At 47.9% G+C, this 17429-nt stretch carries 15 protein-coding genes; 6 read left to right on the top strand and 9 right to left on the bottom strand.

The genetic code is table 11. From position 1 onward, the window contains the following. The first annotated feature begins 245 nt into the window (after window positions 1-245). On the top strand, window positions 246-713 hold the full coding sequence (locus tag OCV62_RS08025) for an acyl-CoA thioesterase (RefSeq protein WP_262585881.1): 468 nt from the start codon (window positions 246-248) through the stop codon (window positions 711-713). Here the strand turns inward: OCV62_RS08025 and OCV62_RS08030 are convergent. Both OCV62_RS08030 and OCV62_RS08035 read right to left on the bottom strand, forming a co-directional pair. Beyond that, a complete protein-coding gene (locus OCV62_RS08030) occupies window positions 710-1156 on the bottom strand; it encodes a DUF3021 domain-containing protein (RefSeq protein ID WP_262585882.1) in 447 nt (148 codons plus the stop codon). The two genes, OCV62_RS08025 and OCV62_RS08030, sit on opposite strands and share 4 nt — an antisense overlap. Before the next feature lie 109 nt (window positions 1157-1265). Then, window positions 1266-1703 (bottom strand): LytTR family DNA-binding domain-containing protein, encoded by a 438-nt coding sequence (locus OCV62_RS08035; RefSeq protein ID WP_118495974.1) that lies wholly within the window; start codon window positions 1701-1703, stop codon window positions 1266-1268. Window positions 1704-2027: 324 nt separating this feature from the next. On the opposite strand from OCV62_RS08035, the gene OCV62_RS08040 reads away from it, so the two are divergent. Beyond that, complete coding sequence (locus OCV62_RS08040) at window positions 2028-4127, top strand: glutamine synthetase III family protein (protein ID WP_262585883.1); 2100 nt, start codon at window positions 2028-2030, stop codon at window positions 4125-4127. A 24-nt stretch (window positions 4128-4151) separates the two neighbouring features. Beyond that, window positions 4152-5561 (top strand): amidophosphoribosyltransferase, encoded by a 1410-nt coding sequence (gene purF, locus OCV62_RS08045; protein ID WP_262585885.1) that lies wholly within the window; start codon window positions 4152-4154, stop codon window positions 5559-5561. A 136-nt stretch (window positions 5562-5697) separates the two neighbouring features. On the opposite strand, the gene OCV62_RS08050 is transcribed toward purF, so the two are convergent. After that, window positions 5698-6642 (bottom strand): hypothetical protein, encoded by a 945-nt coding sequence (locus tag OCV62_RS08050; protein ID WP_262585887.1) that lies wholly within the window; start codon window positions 6640-6642, stop codon window positions 5698-5700. Between the two features lie 385 nt (window positions 6643-7027). Here OCV62_RS08050 and OCV62_RS08055 point away from each other — a divergent pair, with 385 nt between their 5' ends. Beyond that, on the top strand, window positions 7028-8821 hold the full coding sequence (locus tag OCV62_RS08055; RefSeq protein ID WP_021914469.1) for an ammonium transporter: 1794 nt from the start codon (window positions 7028-7030) through the stop codon (window positions 8819-8821). Between the two features lie 331 nt (window positions 8822-9152). Beyond that, window positions 9153-10256, top strand: coding sequence for a glycoside hydrolase family 130 protein (locus tag OCV62_RS08060; RefSeq protein ID WP_021914470.1), 1104 nt, complete (start codon window positions 9153-9155; stop codon window positions 10254-10256). 229 nt (window positions 10257-10485) lie between these two features. On the opposite strand, the gene OCV62_RS08065 is transcribed toward OCV62_RS08060, so the two are convergent. From OCV62_RS08065 to OCV62_RS08075, 3 genes are read right to left on the bottom strand one after another with little or no spacing between them, the layout of a single operon-like run. Continuing rightward, window positions 10486-11064 carry an alpha/beta hydrolase family protein gene (locus OCV62_RS08065; protein WP_021914471.1) on the bottom strand — a complete coding sequence of 193 codons (579 nt, stop codon included), beginning with the start codon at window positions 11062-11064 and terminating at the stop codon, window positions 10486-10488. Continuing rightward, a complete protein-coding gene (locus tag OCV62_RS08070; RefSeq protein ID WP_021914472.1) occupies window positions 11061-11612 on the bottom strand; it encodes an HD domain-containing protein in 552 nt (183 codons plus the stop codon). The genes OCV62_RS08065 and OCV62_RS08070 overlap by 4 nt, the downstream gene beginning before the upstream one ends. A 47-nt stretch (window positions 11613-11659) precedes the next feature. Then, window positions 11660-12595: an adenosine deaminase gene (locus OCV62_RS08075; RefSeq protein WP_330667308.1), complete on the bottom strand. Its 936-nt coding sequence runs from the start codon at window positions 12593-12595 to the stop codon at window positions 11660-11662. Window positions 12596-12935: 340 nt separating this feature from the next. Here OCV62_RS08075 and glmS point away from each other — a divergent pair, with 340 nt between their 5' ends. After that, window positions 12936-14762 (top strand): glutamine--fructose-6-phosphate transaminase (isomerizing), encoded by a 1827-nt coding sequence (gene glmS, locus OCV62_RS08080; RefSeq protein WP_021914474.1) that lies wholly within the window; start codon window positions 12936-12938, stop codon window positions 14760-14762. A 217-nt stretch (window positions 14763-14979) separates the two neighbouring features. Here glmS and OCV62_RS08085 read toward each other — a convergent pair whose 3' ends face one another. From OCV62_RS08085 to holA, 3 genes are all read right to left on the bottom strand, one after another. Next, window positions 14980-15426 (bottom strand): GatB/YqeY domain-containing protein, encoded by a 447-nt coding sequence (locus OCV62_RS08085; protein ID WP_117962791.1) that lies wholly within the window; start codon window positions 15424-15426, stop codon window positions 14980-14982. Window positions 15427-15641: 215 nt separating this feature from the next. Then, on the bottom strand, window positions 15642-16193 hold the full coding sequence (locus tag OCV62_RS08090) for a hypothetical protein (protein WP_262585895.1): 552 nt from the start codon (window positions 16191-16193) through the stop codon (window positions 15642-15644). Then, window positions 16190-17185 (bottom strand): DNA polymerase III subunit delta, encoded by a 996-nt coding sequence (gene holA, locus OCV62_RS08095; RefSeq protein WP_262585902.1) that lies wholly within the window; start codon window positions 17183-17185, stop codon window positions 16190-16192. The genes OCV62_RS08090 and holA overlap by 4 nt, the downstream gene beginning before the upstream one ends. Window positions 17186-17429: the final 244 nt, after the last annotated feature.

A 17429-nucleotide genomic window follows, 5' to 3' on the forward strand; every position in this document is an offset into this window, starting at 1 on the left:
GTTCCGCGCACACACCCAGTGTACATGCGGTATCAATGCAGACGCCGACATAAATTTTGCCGGAAGCCGACTCTACCGCTGACGCATCGCTTGTTTTTCATTGGCACCATTATAGCATACCTTCTGCCACTTGACTGTCCCAAGCCGTAGAAATAAAATAATCTCAAGGCTTTTAAGCTCCCTGCGGACCATTTTCGCACCTGCAGGAAAATCTGTACTCAGAATGGAGGTCTTCCCAAAATACTATGAAAAAAAGAGCAATCGAATCCCGCGTGGAACAGGTCTATCAGATCCGCCCGGAACATTTAAACGGTGCAGGACGGCTTTTCGGCGGCAGGCTGATGGAGTGGATTGACGAAGTCGCCGGGCTCGTCGGCATCCGTCATTCCCAGTGTAATGTCATCACTGCATCCGTCGATAACCTGAAATTCATCCGCGGCGTGTTTCAAAATGACCTTGTCGTTCTGGTCGGAACCCTCACCTGGGTCGGCAGCACTTCCATGGAAGTCCGGGTCGATACCTATGTGGAAAAACTTAACGGCACACGATATCCCGTAAACCGGGCTTACCTCACGCTCGTTGCCGTTGACGAAACCGGAAAACCGACCAAAGTTCCGGGACTTTTGATCGAATCCATCGGTCAGCAGGCGGAATGGGAAGCCGGACAGAAAAGAAAAGAATTTCGCATCCAACGAAATAAGGAAGGATTTTAATCCTTCCCTTTTTTCATCTCCTGTATCCGTTCATTCATCTCTTTCGCTTCCCGGCGGTAATGCAGAAGAAAAAATAACCAGATCAGAAATGCTGCTGCCAGCTGGGCAGCCATCATCCCGATTTTCTGCCAGACTCCGGCCTCTGGCGAAATCCAACCAACCGCGCATGCGACCAGCGTATAAATCACGCAGCCGCTTCCCATATGGATCACAACACGGATCGGCATCGGCATATTTTCTTTCCGGTAAACGACAGCCGGAACGCCAAAGCCCCAGCCGACCACCACACAACCGACCACCATCTTCGTAAACTGATACCCGGAAAGGCTGAAATTTCCGCCATAATACAGGTCAAATATCATTCCGACAAAACAGAAAATTCCAAGTGCAATCCCTGTGCTGATTCCAACATATTTCGCTGCTTCTTTTACAATCGCTTTCATGCTTTCCCCTCATTTCTGCGCACGCTTTTTGAGCATGCGAGTTTGTGTCAAGTGCGCGCAGACACAAATCTCGTGATTGAAAAATTATATTTTTCAATCTTTATTCCTCCTACAGACCAAGATATTTCTTAAATTCCGGCAGATATTTTCTGGATACATAATCCTTACAGCCGTTTTTCAGCTTCAGAAGAAGCGTTCCGTTAAATCCCGCTTCGATGCTGTCCAGATAGGAAAGATTGACCAGCGTGGATTTCGAAATCTGCATAAACTGCTTTCCAAGCTGCTTTTCTAATTCATAAAGTCTCTTTCTGGAACGATATTTTGAACACTTCCCAAAAAGAATCGTATCCCCGGCCTCCACACGCACCATATAGATTTCCTCCGGCTGCAGAACGACGAGATTTTCCTCATTCTGCAGCACCGTGATCGGCGTTTCCTGCCGGCTGAAGCTTTCCATGATCTTCTGAATTTCGTCCGTTATTTTATCCGCATAAATGACTGCATACGGAATTCGGTATTCCGGTGAAAGTTCAATGCTCACTTTCATGCCCAGACCTCCTTTCCTTTCGTTGACAAAAGCATACACGAAAACATGCGGTTTGTCTCAGGATCGGAGGTAAGTTGACAAAAAAGCACCCTCAAATGCACCTATGGGTTTGCTGCACAAATTTTCGTTTTTATCAAAAAAGGGGCTTGACAACCGGAGTATTTGTGAGTATGATACGTCACATAAAGCAAAGGCGCTTTGGAGAATCTTCTCCGAAGTGCCTTTTTTCGTTCTAAAGAATACCTTCTGCAGGACGAAACGTTTCGTCAGACAAAACACCGAAATGTACAATGCTTACCCTACAGTTGAAAGGAGATTTGATCTATGTCAAAAAGTATTCCTGAAATTTACGGCAGCCTGGTCTTTAACGACAAAGTGATGCGGGAAAAGCTCCCCAAGGATATTTACAAAGCGCTGCGTAAAACAATCGAAAATAACACCCATCTGGAACTGGATGTTGCCAATTCCGTTGCGGTTGCCATGAAGGAATGGGCAGTTGAGCACGGTGCTACCCATTATACGCACTGGTTCCAGCCCATGACCGGTTTCACTGCTGAAAAGCATGACAGCTTCATCAGTCCGGTCGGAGATGGTCAGATCATCATGGATTTCTCCGGAAAAGAACTGGTAAAGGGTGAACCCGATGCATCCAGCTTCCCGTCCGGCGGTCTGCGCGCTACTTTTGAAGCAAGAGGTTATACGGCATGGGATCCTACTTCTCCCGCTTTTATTAAAGATGGAACCCTTTACATTCCTACCGCTTTCTGTTCTTACAGCGGCGAAGCACTGGATAAAAAGACTCCTCTGCTGCGTTCCATGGAAACTCTGAACACAGAGGCAGTCAAGATTCTGCAGCTGCTCGGAAACAAGGATGTTACAAGTGTTTCCACCACCATCGGTCCCGAGCAGGAGTATTTCCTGGTTGACAAAGCTCTGTATGAGCAGAGAAAAGATCTGATCTTTACCGGCAGAACTCTGTTCGGCGCAATGTCTCCCAAAGGTCAGGAAATGGAAGATCATTATTTCGGCGCATTAAAGCCCCGCGTATCCGCATACATGCATGATCTGGATGAAGAGCTCTGGAAGCTTGGCATCCCTGCAAAGACAAAGCATAACGAAGTTGCTCCTGCACAGCATGAGTTAGCTCCGATTTTCGACACGGCAAACGTTGCCGTCGATCACAATCAGCTGACGATGGAAGTCATGAAAAAAGTTGCTGACAAACACGGTCTGGTATGCCTGCTCCATGAAAAACCCTTCGATGGTATCAATGGTTCCGGTAAACACAACAACTGGTCCATGATTACAAATACTGGTGTAAACCTGCTGGAGCCCGGACGTACTCCTGCTGAAAACGCACAGTTCCTGATTTTCCTGATGGCTGTCATCAAAGCGGTTGACGATTATGCAGATCTGCTGCGTATCTCCGTTGCCAGCGCAGGAAATGATCATCGTCTCGGTGCAAACGAGGCGCCTCCGGCTATTATCTCCATCTTCCTTGGAGATGAGCTGACTGCTGTTCTGGATTCCATTGAAAATGATACCTTCTTTGGCAAGCATCCTCTTGTTCAGATGGATACCGGCGCAACTGTACTGCCTCATTTCTTTAAGGATAATACCGACAGAAACAGAACCTCACCCTTTGCATTTACCGGCAATAAATTTGAATTCAGAAGCCTTGGCTCTTCCAGCTCTGTGGCAGGTCCAAACATCATTTTAAATACAGCTGTTGCAGAAGCACTGCGTCAGTTCTACGGAGAATTAAAGGCCTTCCCCGAAGATCAGATGGATGAAGCAGTTCGCGCTCTGGTAAAGAGAGCGATCCTGAAGCACAAAAAGGTTATCTTTAACGGCAACGGCTATTCTGACGAATGGGTTCAGGAGGCTGAAAAGCGCGGTCTGTACAACTTAAAGTCCACTCCTGATGCGCTTCCTTATTTCATTCACGAGAAGAATATCGACCTGTTTACCAGCCATCACATCTTCTCCAAAGAAGAGATCTTCTCCAGATATGAAATTTTGCTGGAGACCTACAGCAAAACCATCCATATCGAAGCAAAGACCATGGAGGATATGGTTCGCCGCGATTTCCTGCCTGCCCTGATGACCTATACAGACGAGGTTGCAGCATCGATCTCCGCGAAAAAAGCAGTTCTTGCAACACTGCCCTGCACCGCACAGGAGAAACTGCTGACCACACTTTCCGGCTATTACGAAGCAATTTATACCGCGGAAGAAAAGCTGGAAGCAGATCTTGCAACAGCAGAAGGCATGAGCGATCAGCCTGCCCTGTCCCTGTTCTATCACGAGACCATCCTGCCTGATATGGATGCAGTCCGCAGCGCTGTAGATGCTGCAGAAACCTATATTCCTGACAGCATCCTGCCTTACCCGAACTACGAGAAGCTGCTGTTTTCCGTTTAAAACAGCCGGAAGGGACACTTTAAAATGAGTTTTTTTGATCCGGAACAAGAGGATAAACTGAAAGAGGAATGCGGCGTCTTCGGGATTTATAATCCCGATGGCAGCGCCGCTGCCCCTTCCATCTACTACGGGCTTTCTGCTCTGCAGCACCGCGGACAGGAAGCCTGCGGTATTGCCGTCTGTAACACAAATGGCCCGAAAGGAAATATCACCTGGCACAAAGACATGGGGCTTGTCAGCGAGGTATTTCATGAAGAATCCCTGGATTCCCTGAAGGGAAATATCGGCATCGGACACGTCCGCTACTCCACGACCGGCGCAAGCACCGTGGAAAATGCGCAGCCCCTCGTCTTAAACTATTTAAAAGGCACGCTTGCGCTTGCCCATAACGGCAACATCACAAATGCATCCGAGCTCCGTCAGTCTCTTCAGGAGGGCGGCGCTATTTTCCGCTCTACGACAGACTCCGAGGTCATCGCCTGCGATATCGCACGGGAAAGAACCCACACCTCCTGTGTGGAAGATGCAATTTTACAGACTGCACGCAAATTAAAGGGCGGTTACGCTCTTGTCATCATCAGCCCCAGAAAACTGATCGGCGTCCGAGATCCGCTCGGTTTAAAACCATTATGTCTGGGCAAACGTGGTGACAGCTACATCCTTGCATCGGAAAGCTGCGCCCTGACAGCTGTAGACGCAGAATTTGTACGTGATATTCTTCCCGGCGAGATCGTTACCATTACCGAAAATGGGATCAAATCCGATTCCCGTCTCATCGAGGAAAGTAAAGCTGCACAGATTCCTCATGCACATTGTATTTTCGAATACATCTATTTTGCCCGTCTGGATTCCACGATGGACAATGTAAACATATATGATGCCAGAATCCGCGCCGGAAAAGCGCTTGCTGCTTCCTACCCGGTTGAGGCGGATCTTGTTACCGGAGTCCCGGATTCCGGTCTGGCTGCGGCAATGGGCTATGCGCAGGCCTGCGGTCTGCCCTTCGCCCTTGCGTTTCACAAAAACAGCTATGTGGGAAGAACTTTCATCAAACCCACCCAAAAGGAGCGGGAGTCCGCTGTTCACCTGAAACTGAGCGTACTCTCCAGCGTCGTCAAAGGCAAACGTCTTGTCCTGATTGACGATTCTATCGTCCGCGGCACGACAATGGCCAGCCTGATCCGTATGTTAAAGGATGCCGGCGCAACGGAGGTGCATGTACGTATCAGCTCCCCTCCTTTTCTTTTCCCCTGTTACTACGGAACCGACGTTCCCAGCAACGATCAATTGATCGCGTCCTCCCACACTGCTGCCGAAATCTGCGCCTCTATCGGCGCAGACTCCCTCGGTTACATGAAGCTGGAGGACTTGAAGCAGATGACCGGGGATCTTCCACTTTGCAAAGCATGCTTTGACAGTCACTACCCTGTATAACTCTCCCCCTGACTGTCAAATGCATACTTTATATATCTGTACCGGAACTGCACCGGTATGGAAAATACCAGCCCGCAGAAATTCTGCGGGCTGGTGTTATGTACAATAAAAACGTCCCGTAAAAATTCTTTACTTATCAACAAAACGACAGTTTTTGAAAGCCTTTCTGTTGTGCTTCCAGCTCCGCAAACAGGTTCCAGACCTGCCTGGTACTTTTCCTTGCCTCTCTCTTTCTCGCCTGATTATAATACATTTTTTCTTTATTGCTTCTCTGCGGAAGCAAATGATAATCCTGTTCCATAATCTTTTTAGCACGGTCATGACCGGCAATATATTTCAGATATTTCGCAGGATGACTATTTTCTCCTGCATCCACCTGTCTGTGATACCTGGCTTTTTTTGCCTGCTCCATTGTCATCTTTTTCCCGCCAAACGGACAGTGGAACAGCTTGTAACACTGCTTCCGGTCAAAAAATACTATTTTCCATGCAGCCATATCCGTAAGTACATATAAAATATCTCCGTCATACTCAATACTCATATGATGCTCTTTTGCCTGACGCTCAATATTCCACGCAGCTTTCCGGTAAGCTTCCGGATAAGATGCTGTTCTCTCTTTTCCTACAAGCAAAGCTATTATCTTCTCAAGCTGCCCTGTCTCTTCTTTCCCATCATATCCGCTGCATTGTATCAGATTCGTCCGTCCTATCGTCTCATCCCAAATTTTCTTATACAGCCTGAAATGCTGCTTTTCTGGATCAAACCGGATTTCCCAACAATAATTTTTCGCCTGGATTTTGATCTGATTTTCTTCCAGCTTCGCTAATCCGTCAATCTCTTCAAGAATCTTTTTCATCGCCGGTTCGTAGTCCCTGTACATTTTGCTGAGCTTACAGCAACATTTACAGGGAGATAATTTTCCAGCTGTTTTCTTCTGTAGCTCCACTAATGTCAGATATCCTTCCTTGATACGATTCAAATACTGACATCCCGGTCTGTGATATATTTTTGACTTACTGCTCATCTGCACGATCATACTCATCTTCTCTCTTTCTGTCCCTGTCTGGAACAATTCCAGCATAACAGATAATGTGTCCAAAAAAACGGACTTGCTCTTTGGATTTTCAAGTTTATAAATTTTTCATTTTTTCCTTGACACGTTCTTAGCACGGTGCTATACTGCCAACATAGCAAAGGTGCTACGACAAAACGTCGCAGCACCTTTTTTTATCCGACACTCCAACTCAATTTCGCATGCGGTCGGATAAACATACTTCGAATCTCGGGCAAACCGGATTGTCTGAGATCCACCTGAAACGATGCAATGGGGCTTCGAAACACAGAAAATCCCTGGCATCGTTTTTTTATACCACAAAATGAGGAGGAAATGTTCCTCTGCTCCTGCAGAGAGCAACCCACGCAAGCGTGGGTGGGCATTTCCCTCCGGGAAACGAGGAGGAACTATTATGACAGAAGAAATCTTAAGCGTTTTAAACGGCGAAGTATTCGGTGTCTGGTTTCTGATCGGCGCCGCGCTGGTATTCTGGATGCAGGCCGGATTCGCAATGGTGGAAACCGGCTTTACAAGGGCAAAGAACGCCGGCAATATCCTGATGAAGAACCTGATGGACTTCTGTATCGGTACCGTTGTTTTCATCCTGATCGGCTTCAGCCTTCTCCTTGGAGAAGACATGGCCGGCATCATCGGAAAACCCGGATTTGACATTTTTACCGATTATGCAAATTTTGACTGGTCAAACTTCGTATTCAACCTTGTGTTCTGTGCAACAACCGCTACCATCGTATCCGGTGCAATGGCAGAACGTACAAAGTTCATTTCCTACTGTGTGTACTCCGGAGTCATTTCCGCAGTCATTTATCCGATCGAAGCACACTGGACATGGGGCGGCGGCTGGCTTTCCCAGATCGGCTTCCACGATTTCGCAGGTTCCAACTGCATCCACATGGTCGGCGGTATTTCCGCTCTGATCGGTGCAGCAATGCTTGGTCCCCGTATTGGTAAGTTTGTAAAGGATAAGACAGGCAAAGTAACGAAGGTAAACGCATTCCCCGGACATAACCTTCCTATTGGCGCACTGGGTGTTTTCATTCTGTGGCTCGGCTGGTACGGTTTCAACGGTGCTGCTGCAACCTCCGTTGAAGAGCTCGGTTCCATCTTTGTTACCACAACCATCGCTCCCGCCATTGCAACTGTTGTTACCATGATCCTGACCTGGGTAAAATATGGCAAGCCTGATGTTTCGATGTGCTTAAATGCTTCCCTTGCCGGTCTGGTTGCCATTACCGCAGGCTGTGATGTTGTAGATGCTTTTGGTTCTATCGTAATCGGCGCAGTTGCCGGTGTTCTGGTTGTCTTTGGCGTATGGTTTCTGGATTACAAGCTTCATGTGGATGATCCTGTCGGAGCAGTTGCAGTACACTGCTTAAACGGTATCTGGGGTACAGTTGCAGTCGGATTTTTCGCTACTCCTTCCGCTCCTGCCTTTGCAAGAGGCTTCGGTGATGGCGTAAGCTTCGGCGCAAACCAGATCGCAGGTGCAGGTCTCTTCTATGGCGGCGGCTTCAAACAGCTTGGTTTACAGCTCCTTGGTATGTTCGCTACCATTGCATGGACTGCTGTAACCATTACGATCGCATTTATTGTTATCAAAAAGCTTTTCGGTCTTCGTGTTTCCGAAGAAGAGGAAATTGTTGGTCTTGATGCAAAAGAACATGGCCTTCCGTCCGCATATGCCGGCTTCTCCATCATGGATATCTCCAACACCATGACAATGGATGTCAACGAAAACACCGATCTCGGTGTTTCGGATTACGACAAGGCTTCCGAGTTCCAGAAGGATGCAGCTGTCAAGGTTGTGGAAGCTCCGATCACCGCTTCTGCAAGCGGCATCTACAAGGTTGTCATCATTGCAAAGCTGTCTCGCTTCGAAGCACTGAAGACTGCATTAAACGACCTTGGTGTAACCGGTATGACCATGACACAGGTAATGGGCTGCGGCATCCAGAAGGGTGCAGGCGAAATGTATCGTGGTGCAGAAATCGATGCAACCCTGCTTCCTAAGGTAAAGATCGAGGTTGTTGTCAGCAAGATCCCTGTTGATTCCGTCATTGCAACTGCAAAGAAGGTACTCTTTACCGGTCACATCGGCGATGGCAAGATTTTTGTATACAATGTTGACAGAGTCGTAAAGGTCCGCACCGGCGAAGAAAATACCGCTGCACTGCAGGATGTAGAATGATAACACAGCAAAACAATCCATAAACACGGCAGCATGTCGTATAAAAAATCCCGGTCTCCTGTTCCAAACAACAGGAGGCCGGGATTTTTATTCATGACAATAGAATGCTCGCAGAGCGTGCATTCTATTGTTTCATCATCCATCTCGTAACTATAAGACTCCAGAAAATCACATTCCTTTTCCCCCTTTCTGACATTTTCTACACAGACTTTTCCCTTCTCCTATGCTATAGTCAGCGTAAATAGCCTTTAACGCTCTTGGGGGAATATCATAATCCGGGGAAACACCGCACGCTGCGATCTGTTTTCCCTATAAAAAGGAGGACTTACCAATGACAAAAGAATATTCCTGGATGCTCGGCCCTTTTGAAAAGGCTGCCGAAGCCAATCCCTGTCTGGTTCCCAATGCAGTATCCCGTTTTTTCTGCCCGGTTCAGGAAAAGGAACTCGGCTGGGAAGCAAAGGATGTATTTAATCCTGCGGCCGTCGTAAAGGATGACCGCGTTTACCTGCTTTACCGCGCAGAAGATCACGAGGGAAAATATGCAGGAACCTCTCGCATCGGTCTGGCAGTCAGCGACGACGGGCTGCATTTTACCACCATGCCGGAGCCTGTCCTTTATCCCGAAAAGGACGAATTTTCTGTCTATGAATGGGAGGGCGGCTGCGAGGATCCCCGTATTGTAGAAACAAAGGACGGAAGATATTTTCTCTACTATACTTCCTATAACGGAAAGGTTGCACTGCTCTGCTGCGCAGAAAGCACCGATCTCGTCCACTGGGAAAAGCACGGACCGATCTTCAAGGATGCAATGAATGGGAAATATAAAAACCTCTGGTCAAAATCCGGCGCAGTTGTCTGCAGGCAGGAGGGTGACCACTTTTATCCGGTCAAGCTCAAGGAAACCTACTGGATGTACTGGGGAGAAAGTGACATTTATGCTGCCACCTCCGATGATCTGATCCACTGGACACCGGTGGAATTTCTTGCAGATGGTGCAGACCCGTCCCATTCCTTCAGCCAGCACGATTCCCGCTGCAAGGATAACGATGAAGTTGCAAGAGTCCTGCTTCCCATCATCCGCCCCAGAGTCGGCAACTATGATGAATTTCTGTGCGAGCCGGGCCCTCAGGCAATCCTGACAGATGCCGGTATCGTTTTAATCTACAACGGCAAGGGTGACAACCCGGAACGTCTCGGGGGACATGACACTATGTATCAGGGCGGTCAGCTCCTGATCGATCCCGAAAATCCGACCTGTCTGATCGCACGCACCACCCGTCCCTTCATCAGCCCGTCTGAATCCTTTGAGCTGGAAGGACAGGTCATGCCGACCTGCTTTTTGGAAGGTCTTGTCAGCTTCCACGGACGCTATTACATGTACTACGGCACTGCGGACTCCAAGGTAGCCGTTGCGTCTGCGCCGCAGAAGTAAGGCAGACCCTGCAAACGTGGCGAGGATGTGCATAGCTTCTGCAGCCTACGCAGACGTCTCATTTTTCATAGAAATTCCGATTAACCTAAAGGCGCTGTGCAACCGGAGATTATCTCTCACTTCCGTTACACAGCGCTTTCTTCAAAACGTTCTCCAATATCCATTTTCTCTATGACATCACAATATATCGCCACTACTGTCCTGTTGGCCCACTTTCTCCGTTTCTCCCCTACAGCAATTTTTCATAGAATCCCACGATTTCTTTTGCAATCTCCACATCCCGCAGCACATGCCCTGTTTCGATCGAATGATTTCCTCCTGCATAAGCGTGATGCTCGATTCCATGCTTCCTGCAAAAATCTGCCAGCAGTTCCGGCTCCATCCACTGATCCGCTGTGCCGGAAAAGACGATCTGGGACGAACCCATTTTTGTGCCGTTTTTTGCTTCGGTCAGATATTTAAACGTCGGCTCAATCGGCGTGAGGAAAAGGTTGACGATCTGCACACATCCGCCTGTTTCTGCCAATCTTCGGGTCAGGAAGCCCGCCGCCACGGTTCCTACACTTTTTGAAACAAACGCAATTTTATCATATTTTTCCCAATCCACATGTTTCGCCCATGCTTCTGCGCAGGCGCAAACTGTTTTGGCAGTCTCTTTTAAATTATCAAACGGATGCTCCGGCATCCGGCTATATTCCAGTTCCAGAACTTCGTAGCCCTTTTCCTGTCCCATCCGTTTCGCATAATATAACAGCGGACGCGCAGTCGAATATCCGATGCCCGGAAACAACACCAGTAATTTTCTCATTTTCTTTCCGCCTGCCCGATCGTGTCCTGATACCAGACGCTAAACCGCTTTTCCACATCTTCCATTCCTGCAAAGGAACAATCCGGCACAGTCTTTAACTGCTTCCAGCTATCCTCGAGTTCTTCTGCCATCAGCTCCTTAAACTCCCAGGAAAGCATCGCATCATCAATCTCAAAAATCTGTCCGCGTTCCTCTTCGCTCAAAACCCGTCCCGGAATAAAAAATGCCCACAGACGATCCTGCAACAACGCTTCCACTTTCAAATAATAGTCCAGGTCTTTTTTTACCGGTCTGGTCACATCCGACAGATATGCCTCACTCGCATCGTGCAAAAGACAGCCAAGCTGCACCCTTGCCGAATATCCGCGTGCCTTCGCCTCCTCCGCACATGCGATGCTGTGCTGCGCCACGGAATAAAAATGTTTCATGTGTCCGTTGCCGCGGCACAAAAGCGACAGCGCATGGGAAATATCTGTTAAATCAAATAAACCCGGCTCCGGTTGTATCGGGTCAAAATGTTTTCCGGTGTAGGTTGTAATGTAGCTCATTTGTCAGTTCTCCTTCTATTGCGTAAACGCATCCACAGACCCGGCCTCTACAGCATGGCAGGCTTTAGTCCATTTTTTCTTATATTTTCCAATTCTTCTGCCGTCAGACACTGTGCCTCATAAAGTTGCAAATATTCTTTTGATACGTCGGAATCAAAAATCAATACGTCATCCGAATTTATCGTAACATCGATGCCACTGCGATACAGTTTTCCAATCGGATGCTCCGCCATATCCGCAACCCTTCCCAGTAAAACGTTGCTCGTTGGCGTAATATTTAATCTGATTTTATTCTCAGCCAAAAAGCGAATGACGGATTCGTCTCCAGCCGCCGCTATACCATGCTGAACCTCGTCAAGCTCCAATTCTTCTACTGCCGTTCTGATGTCTTTCGCGGTTCCCCATTCTCCAACATGGGCTTTCAGGCGTAATCCTTCTTTTTTTGCCCTTTGGTAAATTCCTTTAAAATTTTCAATCGGCTGCGCGAATTCATCCCCATACAAATCAATCGAATAAAAATTTTTATTTCCCCAAAAATAAGACAAACAATCTTCTAGATAACTGATCGGACAATGCCTTGATAACCCAATCTGAAGCCTTAATTCTATCTCGGGAGCGATTTCTCTTTGTGCACTTGTAAAAGATTCCACCAGCTCATCGATATCATTATGAAAAAATTCTTTTAAGCCCCAAACGTCCTCACCGATTTCGAGCACCGTTACTCCATCTTCTTTCGCCTGTTGAAAGGTCGCACGGATTAAAAGTTTTCTTCCCTCGGTGCTGTTAAAATACTGACCGATATATTTTTGACTCCATTGATCCATCTCTGCCATGGATGCCAAAGGATGCACTAACGGCTCAATTTTTTTACCGGTTGCCTGATATAAGAACCTTCTGCTTCCACCGAGCGCAAAATGATTGTGCAAGTCTGCCTTGGGATATTTTCTTAATGTTTCCAGATTTCCCTGTTCCAATGCGTCCATAAACCGGTCCATAAATCAATTTTCCCCTTAAATGTTTAGATTTTTCCTGTATCCCCATCTTACCATAAGCCACCCCCTGCATCAAGCGACGCGATCTCCCCGATTGTTCTCATTTGTCCGCGGCATTTGGATTTTATATACACTAAAAACCTTATTCTATATATCAAAAACTTGACATTTTTCTTCGAATTATATATACTGAACAATATGTTTGTCGGATCTTCGATCTTTTCTACCTGAAAAAAAATCGACAGGCATAAGATATGTAGAGAAGCAACGGCGCTTTTATCCACAGACAGGATAACTGCGCTTCTTTTTATGGCACAAGGAGGAAAAAATCATGTGTGGAATTGCAGGTTATATCGGAAAACAGCAGGCGGCCCCCATCATTTTGGATGGGCTTTCCAAGCTGGAATACAGAGGCTATGACTCTGCCGGAATCGCCGTTTTTGATGGTCAAAAAATCCATATGGAAAAAGCAGTCGGCCGGCTTCGCGTTCTGGATGAAAAAATAAACCACGGCACATTGCTGCCCGGTTTTTGCGGTATCGGACACACCCGCTGGGCGACCCATGGCTGTCCCTCTGACACAAATGCCCATCCTCATATGAACGAGGAGCATACCATTGCTGTCGTCCACAACGGCATCATCGAAAACTATGAAAAGCTCAAGCAGCGTCTGGAAAAGAAAGGCTATCGGTTTGTATCTGAAACAGATACGGAGGTGCTTGCACACATGCTGACTGAATATTACCGCGGCGATCCGGTCGAAGCGATTGAAAAAGTCATGCACCGCGTAGAGGGCTCCTATGCTCTCGGCATCATGTTTTTAGATCATCCGCATCACATCTACGCCGCCCGCAAGGACAGCCCGCTGATCGTTGGCATAAACGATACCGGAAAATTCATTGCTTCCGATGTTCCCGCCATCCTGCAGTATACCCGGACAGTTTATTATGTGGAAAATGAAGAAATCGTCTGCCTTTCCAATGAGCACACGCGCTTCTGCAATATTGACGGCGAGCCTCTTGAAAAACAGCCCGTCACCATCGACTGGGATATCCACGCTGCCGAAAAAGGTGGCTACGAACACTTTATGCTCAAGGAAATCCACGAGCAGCCAAAGGCTGTCCGTGACACGATTTCTCCCCGCATTCACGAGAATGAAATCGATCTGGGCGAAATCGGTATGACCGACGAAGAAATCAAAAATCTCCGGAAAATATCCATCGTTGCCTGCGGCTCTGCCTATCATACCGGTGCAGCCGGAAAATACGTGATCGAAGAGCTGGCCCGCATTCCGGTTGAAACCGATCTTGCCAGCGAATTTCGCTATCGAAATCCGATCTATCAGGAAAACTTCCTCGTCATCATTGTCAGCCAAAGCGGTGAAACCGCCGATTCCCTTGCTGCTCTCCGTGACGCAAAGGCCCATGGCTGCAAGGTTCTTTCCATTGTCAATGTTGTCGGCAGTTCCATCGCCCGCGAATCTGATGCAGTGCTCTACACCTGGGCAGGTCCTGAAATCTCCGTTGCAACAACAAAAGCCTACAGCTGCCAGCTTGCCGTGTTTTATCTGCTTGCCTTAAAATTTGCCCAAATCCGTTCCGCCATTACACCGGATACTTTCCAGACCTTACTGACTGCCCTAAAGCAGCTGCCTGACCAGATAGAAGGACTTCTTTCTCAGAAAGAAAAGATCCAGTTCTTTGCAAACCACTACCTTGCGACAGAGCACATCTTCTTCATGGGACGGGGTATCGACTATGCGATTTCCATGGAAGGCTCCCTGAAGCTAAAGGAAATTTCTTATATCCACTCCGAAGCCTACGCTGCCGGAGAATTAAAGCATGGCACAATTTCCCTGATGGAGGAGGGTACCCTTGTGGTTGCCCTGGCTACTCAGGATGCCCTTTATCCGAAAACAGTCAGCAACATGATCGAGGTAAAAACTCGCGGTGCCTTCGTAATGGCACTGAGCACCAAAAAGCATCCGGACATCGAAAAATATGCCGACTACGTCCTCTATATCCCGGAAACCCAAAACCTGTTTGCCGGATCCCTTGCCATCATCCCGCTGCAGCTGTTTGCCTACTACGTTTCTCTCGGACGGGGTCTGGATGTCGATAAGCCCAGAAACCTCGCAAAATCTGTAACGGTGGAATGAAACGTCCATGGATAAAAGAATGTGCCTTGGCACATTCTCGCGCCGAGGCGCGGTTGCCTCGGCAACCATCTACCCCTGCGCCGAGTGCGCATCCTCGCGGAGCGTTTTTATCGTATGGAAACGAAGTTTCCTATACGATAAAAAAATCCTGCTTCACAGAATGAAAAAAGCTGTCACCCGGCAAACGATTGCCGGCGCGACAGCCATCTTTCACAATTTATTTCAATAATTCTCCAACGATACGGTTTACAAGGCTTCCATCCGCTCTTCCCTTTACTCTGGGCATCAGCTCTTTCATCACCTTGCCTTTGTCCCTTGCGGAAGGTTCTGCGATACCGAGCTCATTCAAAACAGCCTGAATCGTATTTTTGATCTCGTCCTCTGACATTTCTTCCGGTGCGAACTCGGAATACACCGCCAGACGCTTGCTGCACTGCTCTTTGATGTCCTCTCTGTCTGCAGGCGCGAGCTCCATCGTCTCTTTGGTCTGCTTGATTTCCTTTTTGACAACCTCAAATTCTTCTGCCTCTGTCAGATCTTCTCTTTTGTCAATCTGCTTGTTTTTCAGGGCGGACAGCAGCATGGATAAGGACTCCTTACGCTCCTTATCATGTTCCTTCATTGCTGTTACCATAGCAGCTCTTACAGTGTCAATCATACTCATCTCGAAAATCCTCCTTATGCCGCCTTGGGCACTGCCTGGTTTATCCGTTCCAGACGTCGCTCGTTTTTTTCTGTCTGCTACAAGTATAGCACAAAATGGAAAAAGTTGCACGTCAGATTATCCAGTGATTGAAATCCATCCGCCAATTGATTATCTGAATGATCACTGGTTCAAACAGGCGTGCTGCCTTGGGCTGCCTCCGGTTTCGGAAAAAATCACTCCAGAATCTCCCTGCAGAAATAGCAGGTATAGCGGTTCGGTTTATAGCGCTCCGAAATCAGATTCTCTGCACCGCAATAGCTGCACTTGACAACCCGGTTTCCCTTCGGAATGCTGTCCCACTCATAATACCGCACGCCGACCATACGTCCGCCGGTTTCCTGATGGAGACGCGCCTGTTCCTCGCGCTTTTCCTGCGCATGATCCCTGGCATCCTCCTTCGCTTTCCGTTCCAGATACGCCGTTGTGGAAGTAGAAGACGATGAACTGCCGTCAGAGCCAAAGGTGCTGTTGCCCAAACGGGATGAACTGCTGCCTGCCCCTGATCCGGTTGCGGTCTTTTGAAATGCCATTGCGCTTTCATAAGCGGATTTTTTTGCTCTGCCGGCCGCTGTGGAATAAGTGCTTCCCGTGCGGGCTGCAGCAGAGCCAGGTGTATTGCTGCCCTGTGTTTGTTTCGGATCGTGCTGCCCTGTAGCCTTCTGTTTGTTTTTTACGATCCGCATAATAAACCAAATCATAAAAATAAAAAATATCAAACTGCTCATGCTCTTCTCTCCTTTTCTCCGCTATAGGCAATGATCAAAAGCTCTACGCTCATCCGATCGTTCATCTGCCCGGTTTTGACTGCCTCCTCCGTTTCCACGCAGGCGGTCAACGCTTCCTTTAACTCTTCCCATGTAAAACGTGCGCTCTGAGATACATATTTGCGCACCACAAAGCTGCGAAGTCCCGTTTTTTCCGCGATCTGCTTTTCATCCAGACCTTTTCGTTTCAGCTGCCGAACCTGCATCAGCAGATTGAACTGCCGTGCGATCAGGAACAGAATCCGCATTGGCGGCTCCTTCAACGTCAGCAGGTCATAATATAAATCCAGCGCCTGCTTCTGTCTGCGCATCGCAATCGCCTCGACCATATCGAAAATCTGATTGCCAATCTGCCTCGTGCACACCGCCTCAATGTCTGCCGCTGTAATCACATCCCGTTCCATCGTATAACAGAACAGCTTTTCCAGCTCCCGGCTGATATTTTCCATATCCGAACCGACCCGCTGCTGAAAAAACTGAAGATCGTTCTGTGTGATCCGTTTGCCTTCTTTTTTCAGCTGAATCAAAATCCACTTCTGCAGTGTCGCCTCATTCTGCCGTGCAAACTCCACAACGCGCCCGGTATCCCTGACAGCCTTATACAGCCGTCCGCGCTTATCCACTTCGGTTTCCACAAACACAAAGCAGACGCTCGGCGCAGGGGCTTTGAAATACTCTGCGAGATCCTCTGTCGCCTTTTTGAACAGACCGCTGTTTTCTACGACAATCACCCGCCGCTCTGCAAAAAAGGGCAGCGTCTCCGCCAGATCGATCAGCTGCGCTGTCTCGACACCCTTTCCCTCAAAATAGTGGTAGTTCATCGTGTCCCCGTCCGGAATCAGCGCCTTTTTCAATTTGTCCCGATATTGCAGTCTCAGGTAGGTTTCTTCTCCGTAAAGCAGATAAACCCGTGCAAAGCTGCCGTTTTTGATATCCTCCAGTAGCTGCTGCAACCTAACAACCTCCTGTTCTTTCTCAAAGTCGGGGACAAAAGGTCTTTCTCCCACCTATGAGCAAGCTCCTGCAGGTTTAGGCCTTTTGATCCTGACATTATTCTATATTACCATAGCACTTTTTTGCATTCTCTACAACATATTGACCGGAATTATCAAAAAGGGGCTGTGAAAAAATATAGCCTATAAAAAAAAGGACCAAGGATTCATAATGACTCCAAGGTCCTTCTTTTTGTGTTAAAAT

Source organism: Gallintestinimicrobium propionicum, assembly GCF_025567525.1.
GTDB classification, from domain to species: domain Bacteria; phylum Bacillota; class Clostridia; order Lachnospirales; family Lachnospiraceae; genus Gallintestinimicrobium; species Gallintestinimicrobium propionicum.

Excerpts from the sequence above, each read along its gene's own strand:
- OCV62_RS08025 (WP_262585881.1), top strand. The coding sequence starts at position 246 with ATGAAAAAAAGAGCAATCGAATCCCGCGTGGAACAGGTCTATCAGATC.
- OCV62_RS08030 (WP_262585882.1), bottom strand. The coding sequence starts at position 1,156 with ATGAAAGCGATTGTAAAAGAAGCAGCGAAATATGTTGGAATCAGCACA.
- OCV62_RS08035 (WP_118495974.1), bottom strand. The coding sequence starts at position 1,703 with ATGAAAGTGAGCATTGAACTTTCACCGGAATACCGAATTCCGTATGCA.
- OCV62_RS08040 (WP_262585883.1), top strand. The coding sequence starts at position 2,028 with ATGTCAAAAAGTATTCCTGAAATTTACGGCAGCCTGGTCTTTAACGAC.
- purF (WP_262585885.1), top strand. The coding sequence starts at position 4,152 with ATGAGTTTTTTTGATCCGGAACAAGAGGATAAACTGAAAGAGGAATGC.
- OCV62_RS08050 (WP_262585887.1), bottom strand. The coding sequence starts at position 6,642 with ATGCTGGAATTGTTCCAGACAGGGACAGAAAGAGAGAAGATGAGTATG.
- OCV62_RS08055 (WP_021914469.1), top strand. The coding sequence starts at position 7,028 with ATGACAGAAGAAATCTTAAGCGTTTTAAACGGCGAAGTATTCGGTGTC.
- OCV62_RS08060 (WP_021914470.1), top strand. The coding sequence starts at position 9,153 with ATGACAAAAGAATATTCCTGGATGCTCGGCCCTTTTGAAAAGGCTGCC.
- OCV62_RS08065 (WP_021914471.1), bottom strand. The coding sequence starts at position 11,064 with ATGAGAAAATTACTGGTGTTGTTTCCGGGCATCGGATATTCGACTGCG.
- OCV62_RS08070 (WP_021914472.1), bottom strand. The coding sequence starts at position 11,612 with ATGAGCTACATTACAACCTACACCGGAAAACATTTTGACCCGATACAA.
- OCV62_RS08075 (WP_330667308.1), bottom strand. The coding sequence starts at position 12,595 with ATGGACGCATTGGAACAGGGAAATCTGGAAACATTAAGAAAATATCCC.
- glmS (WP_021914474.1), top strand. The coding sequence starts at position 12,936 with ATGTGTGGAATTGCAGGTTATATCGGAAAACAGCAGGCGGCCCCCATC.
- OCV62_RS08085 (WP_117962791.1), bottom strand. The coding sequence starts at position 15,426 with ATGAGTATGATTGACACTGTAAGAGCTGCTATGGTAACAGCAATGAAG.
- OCV62_RS08090 (WP_262585895.1), bottom strand. The coding sequence starts at position 16,193 with ATGAGCAGTTTGATATTTTTTATTTTTATGATTTGGTTTATTATGCGG.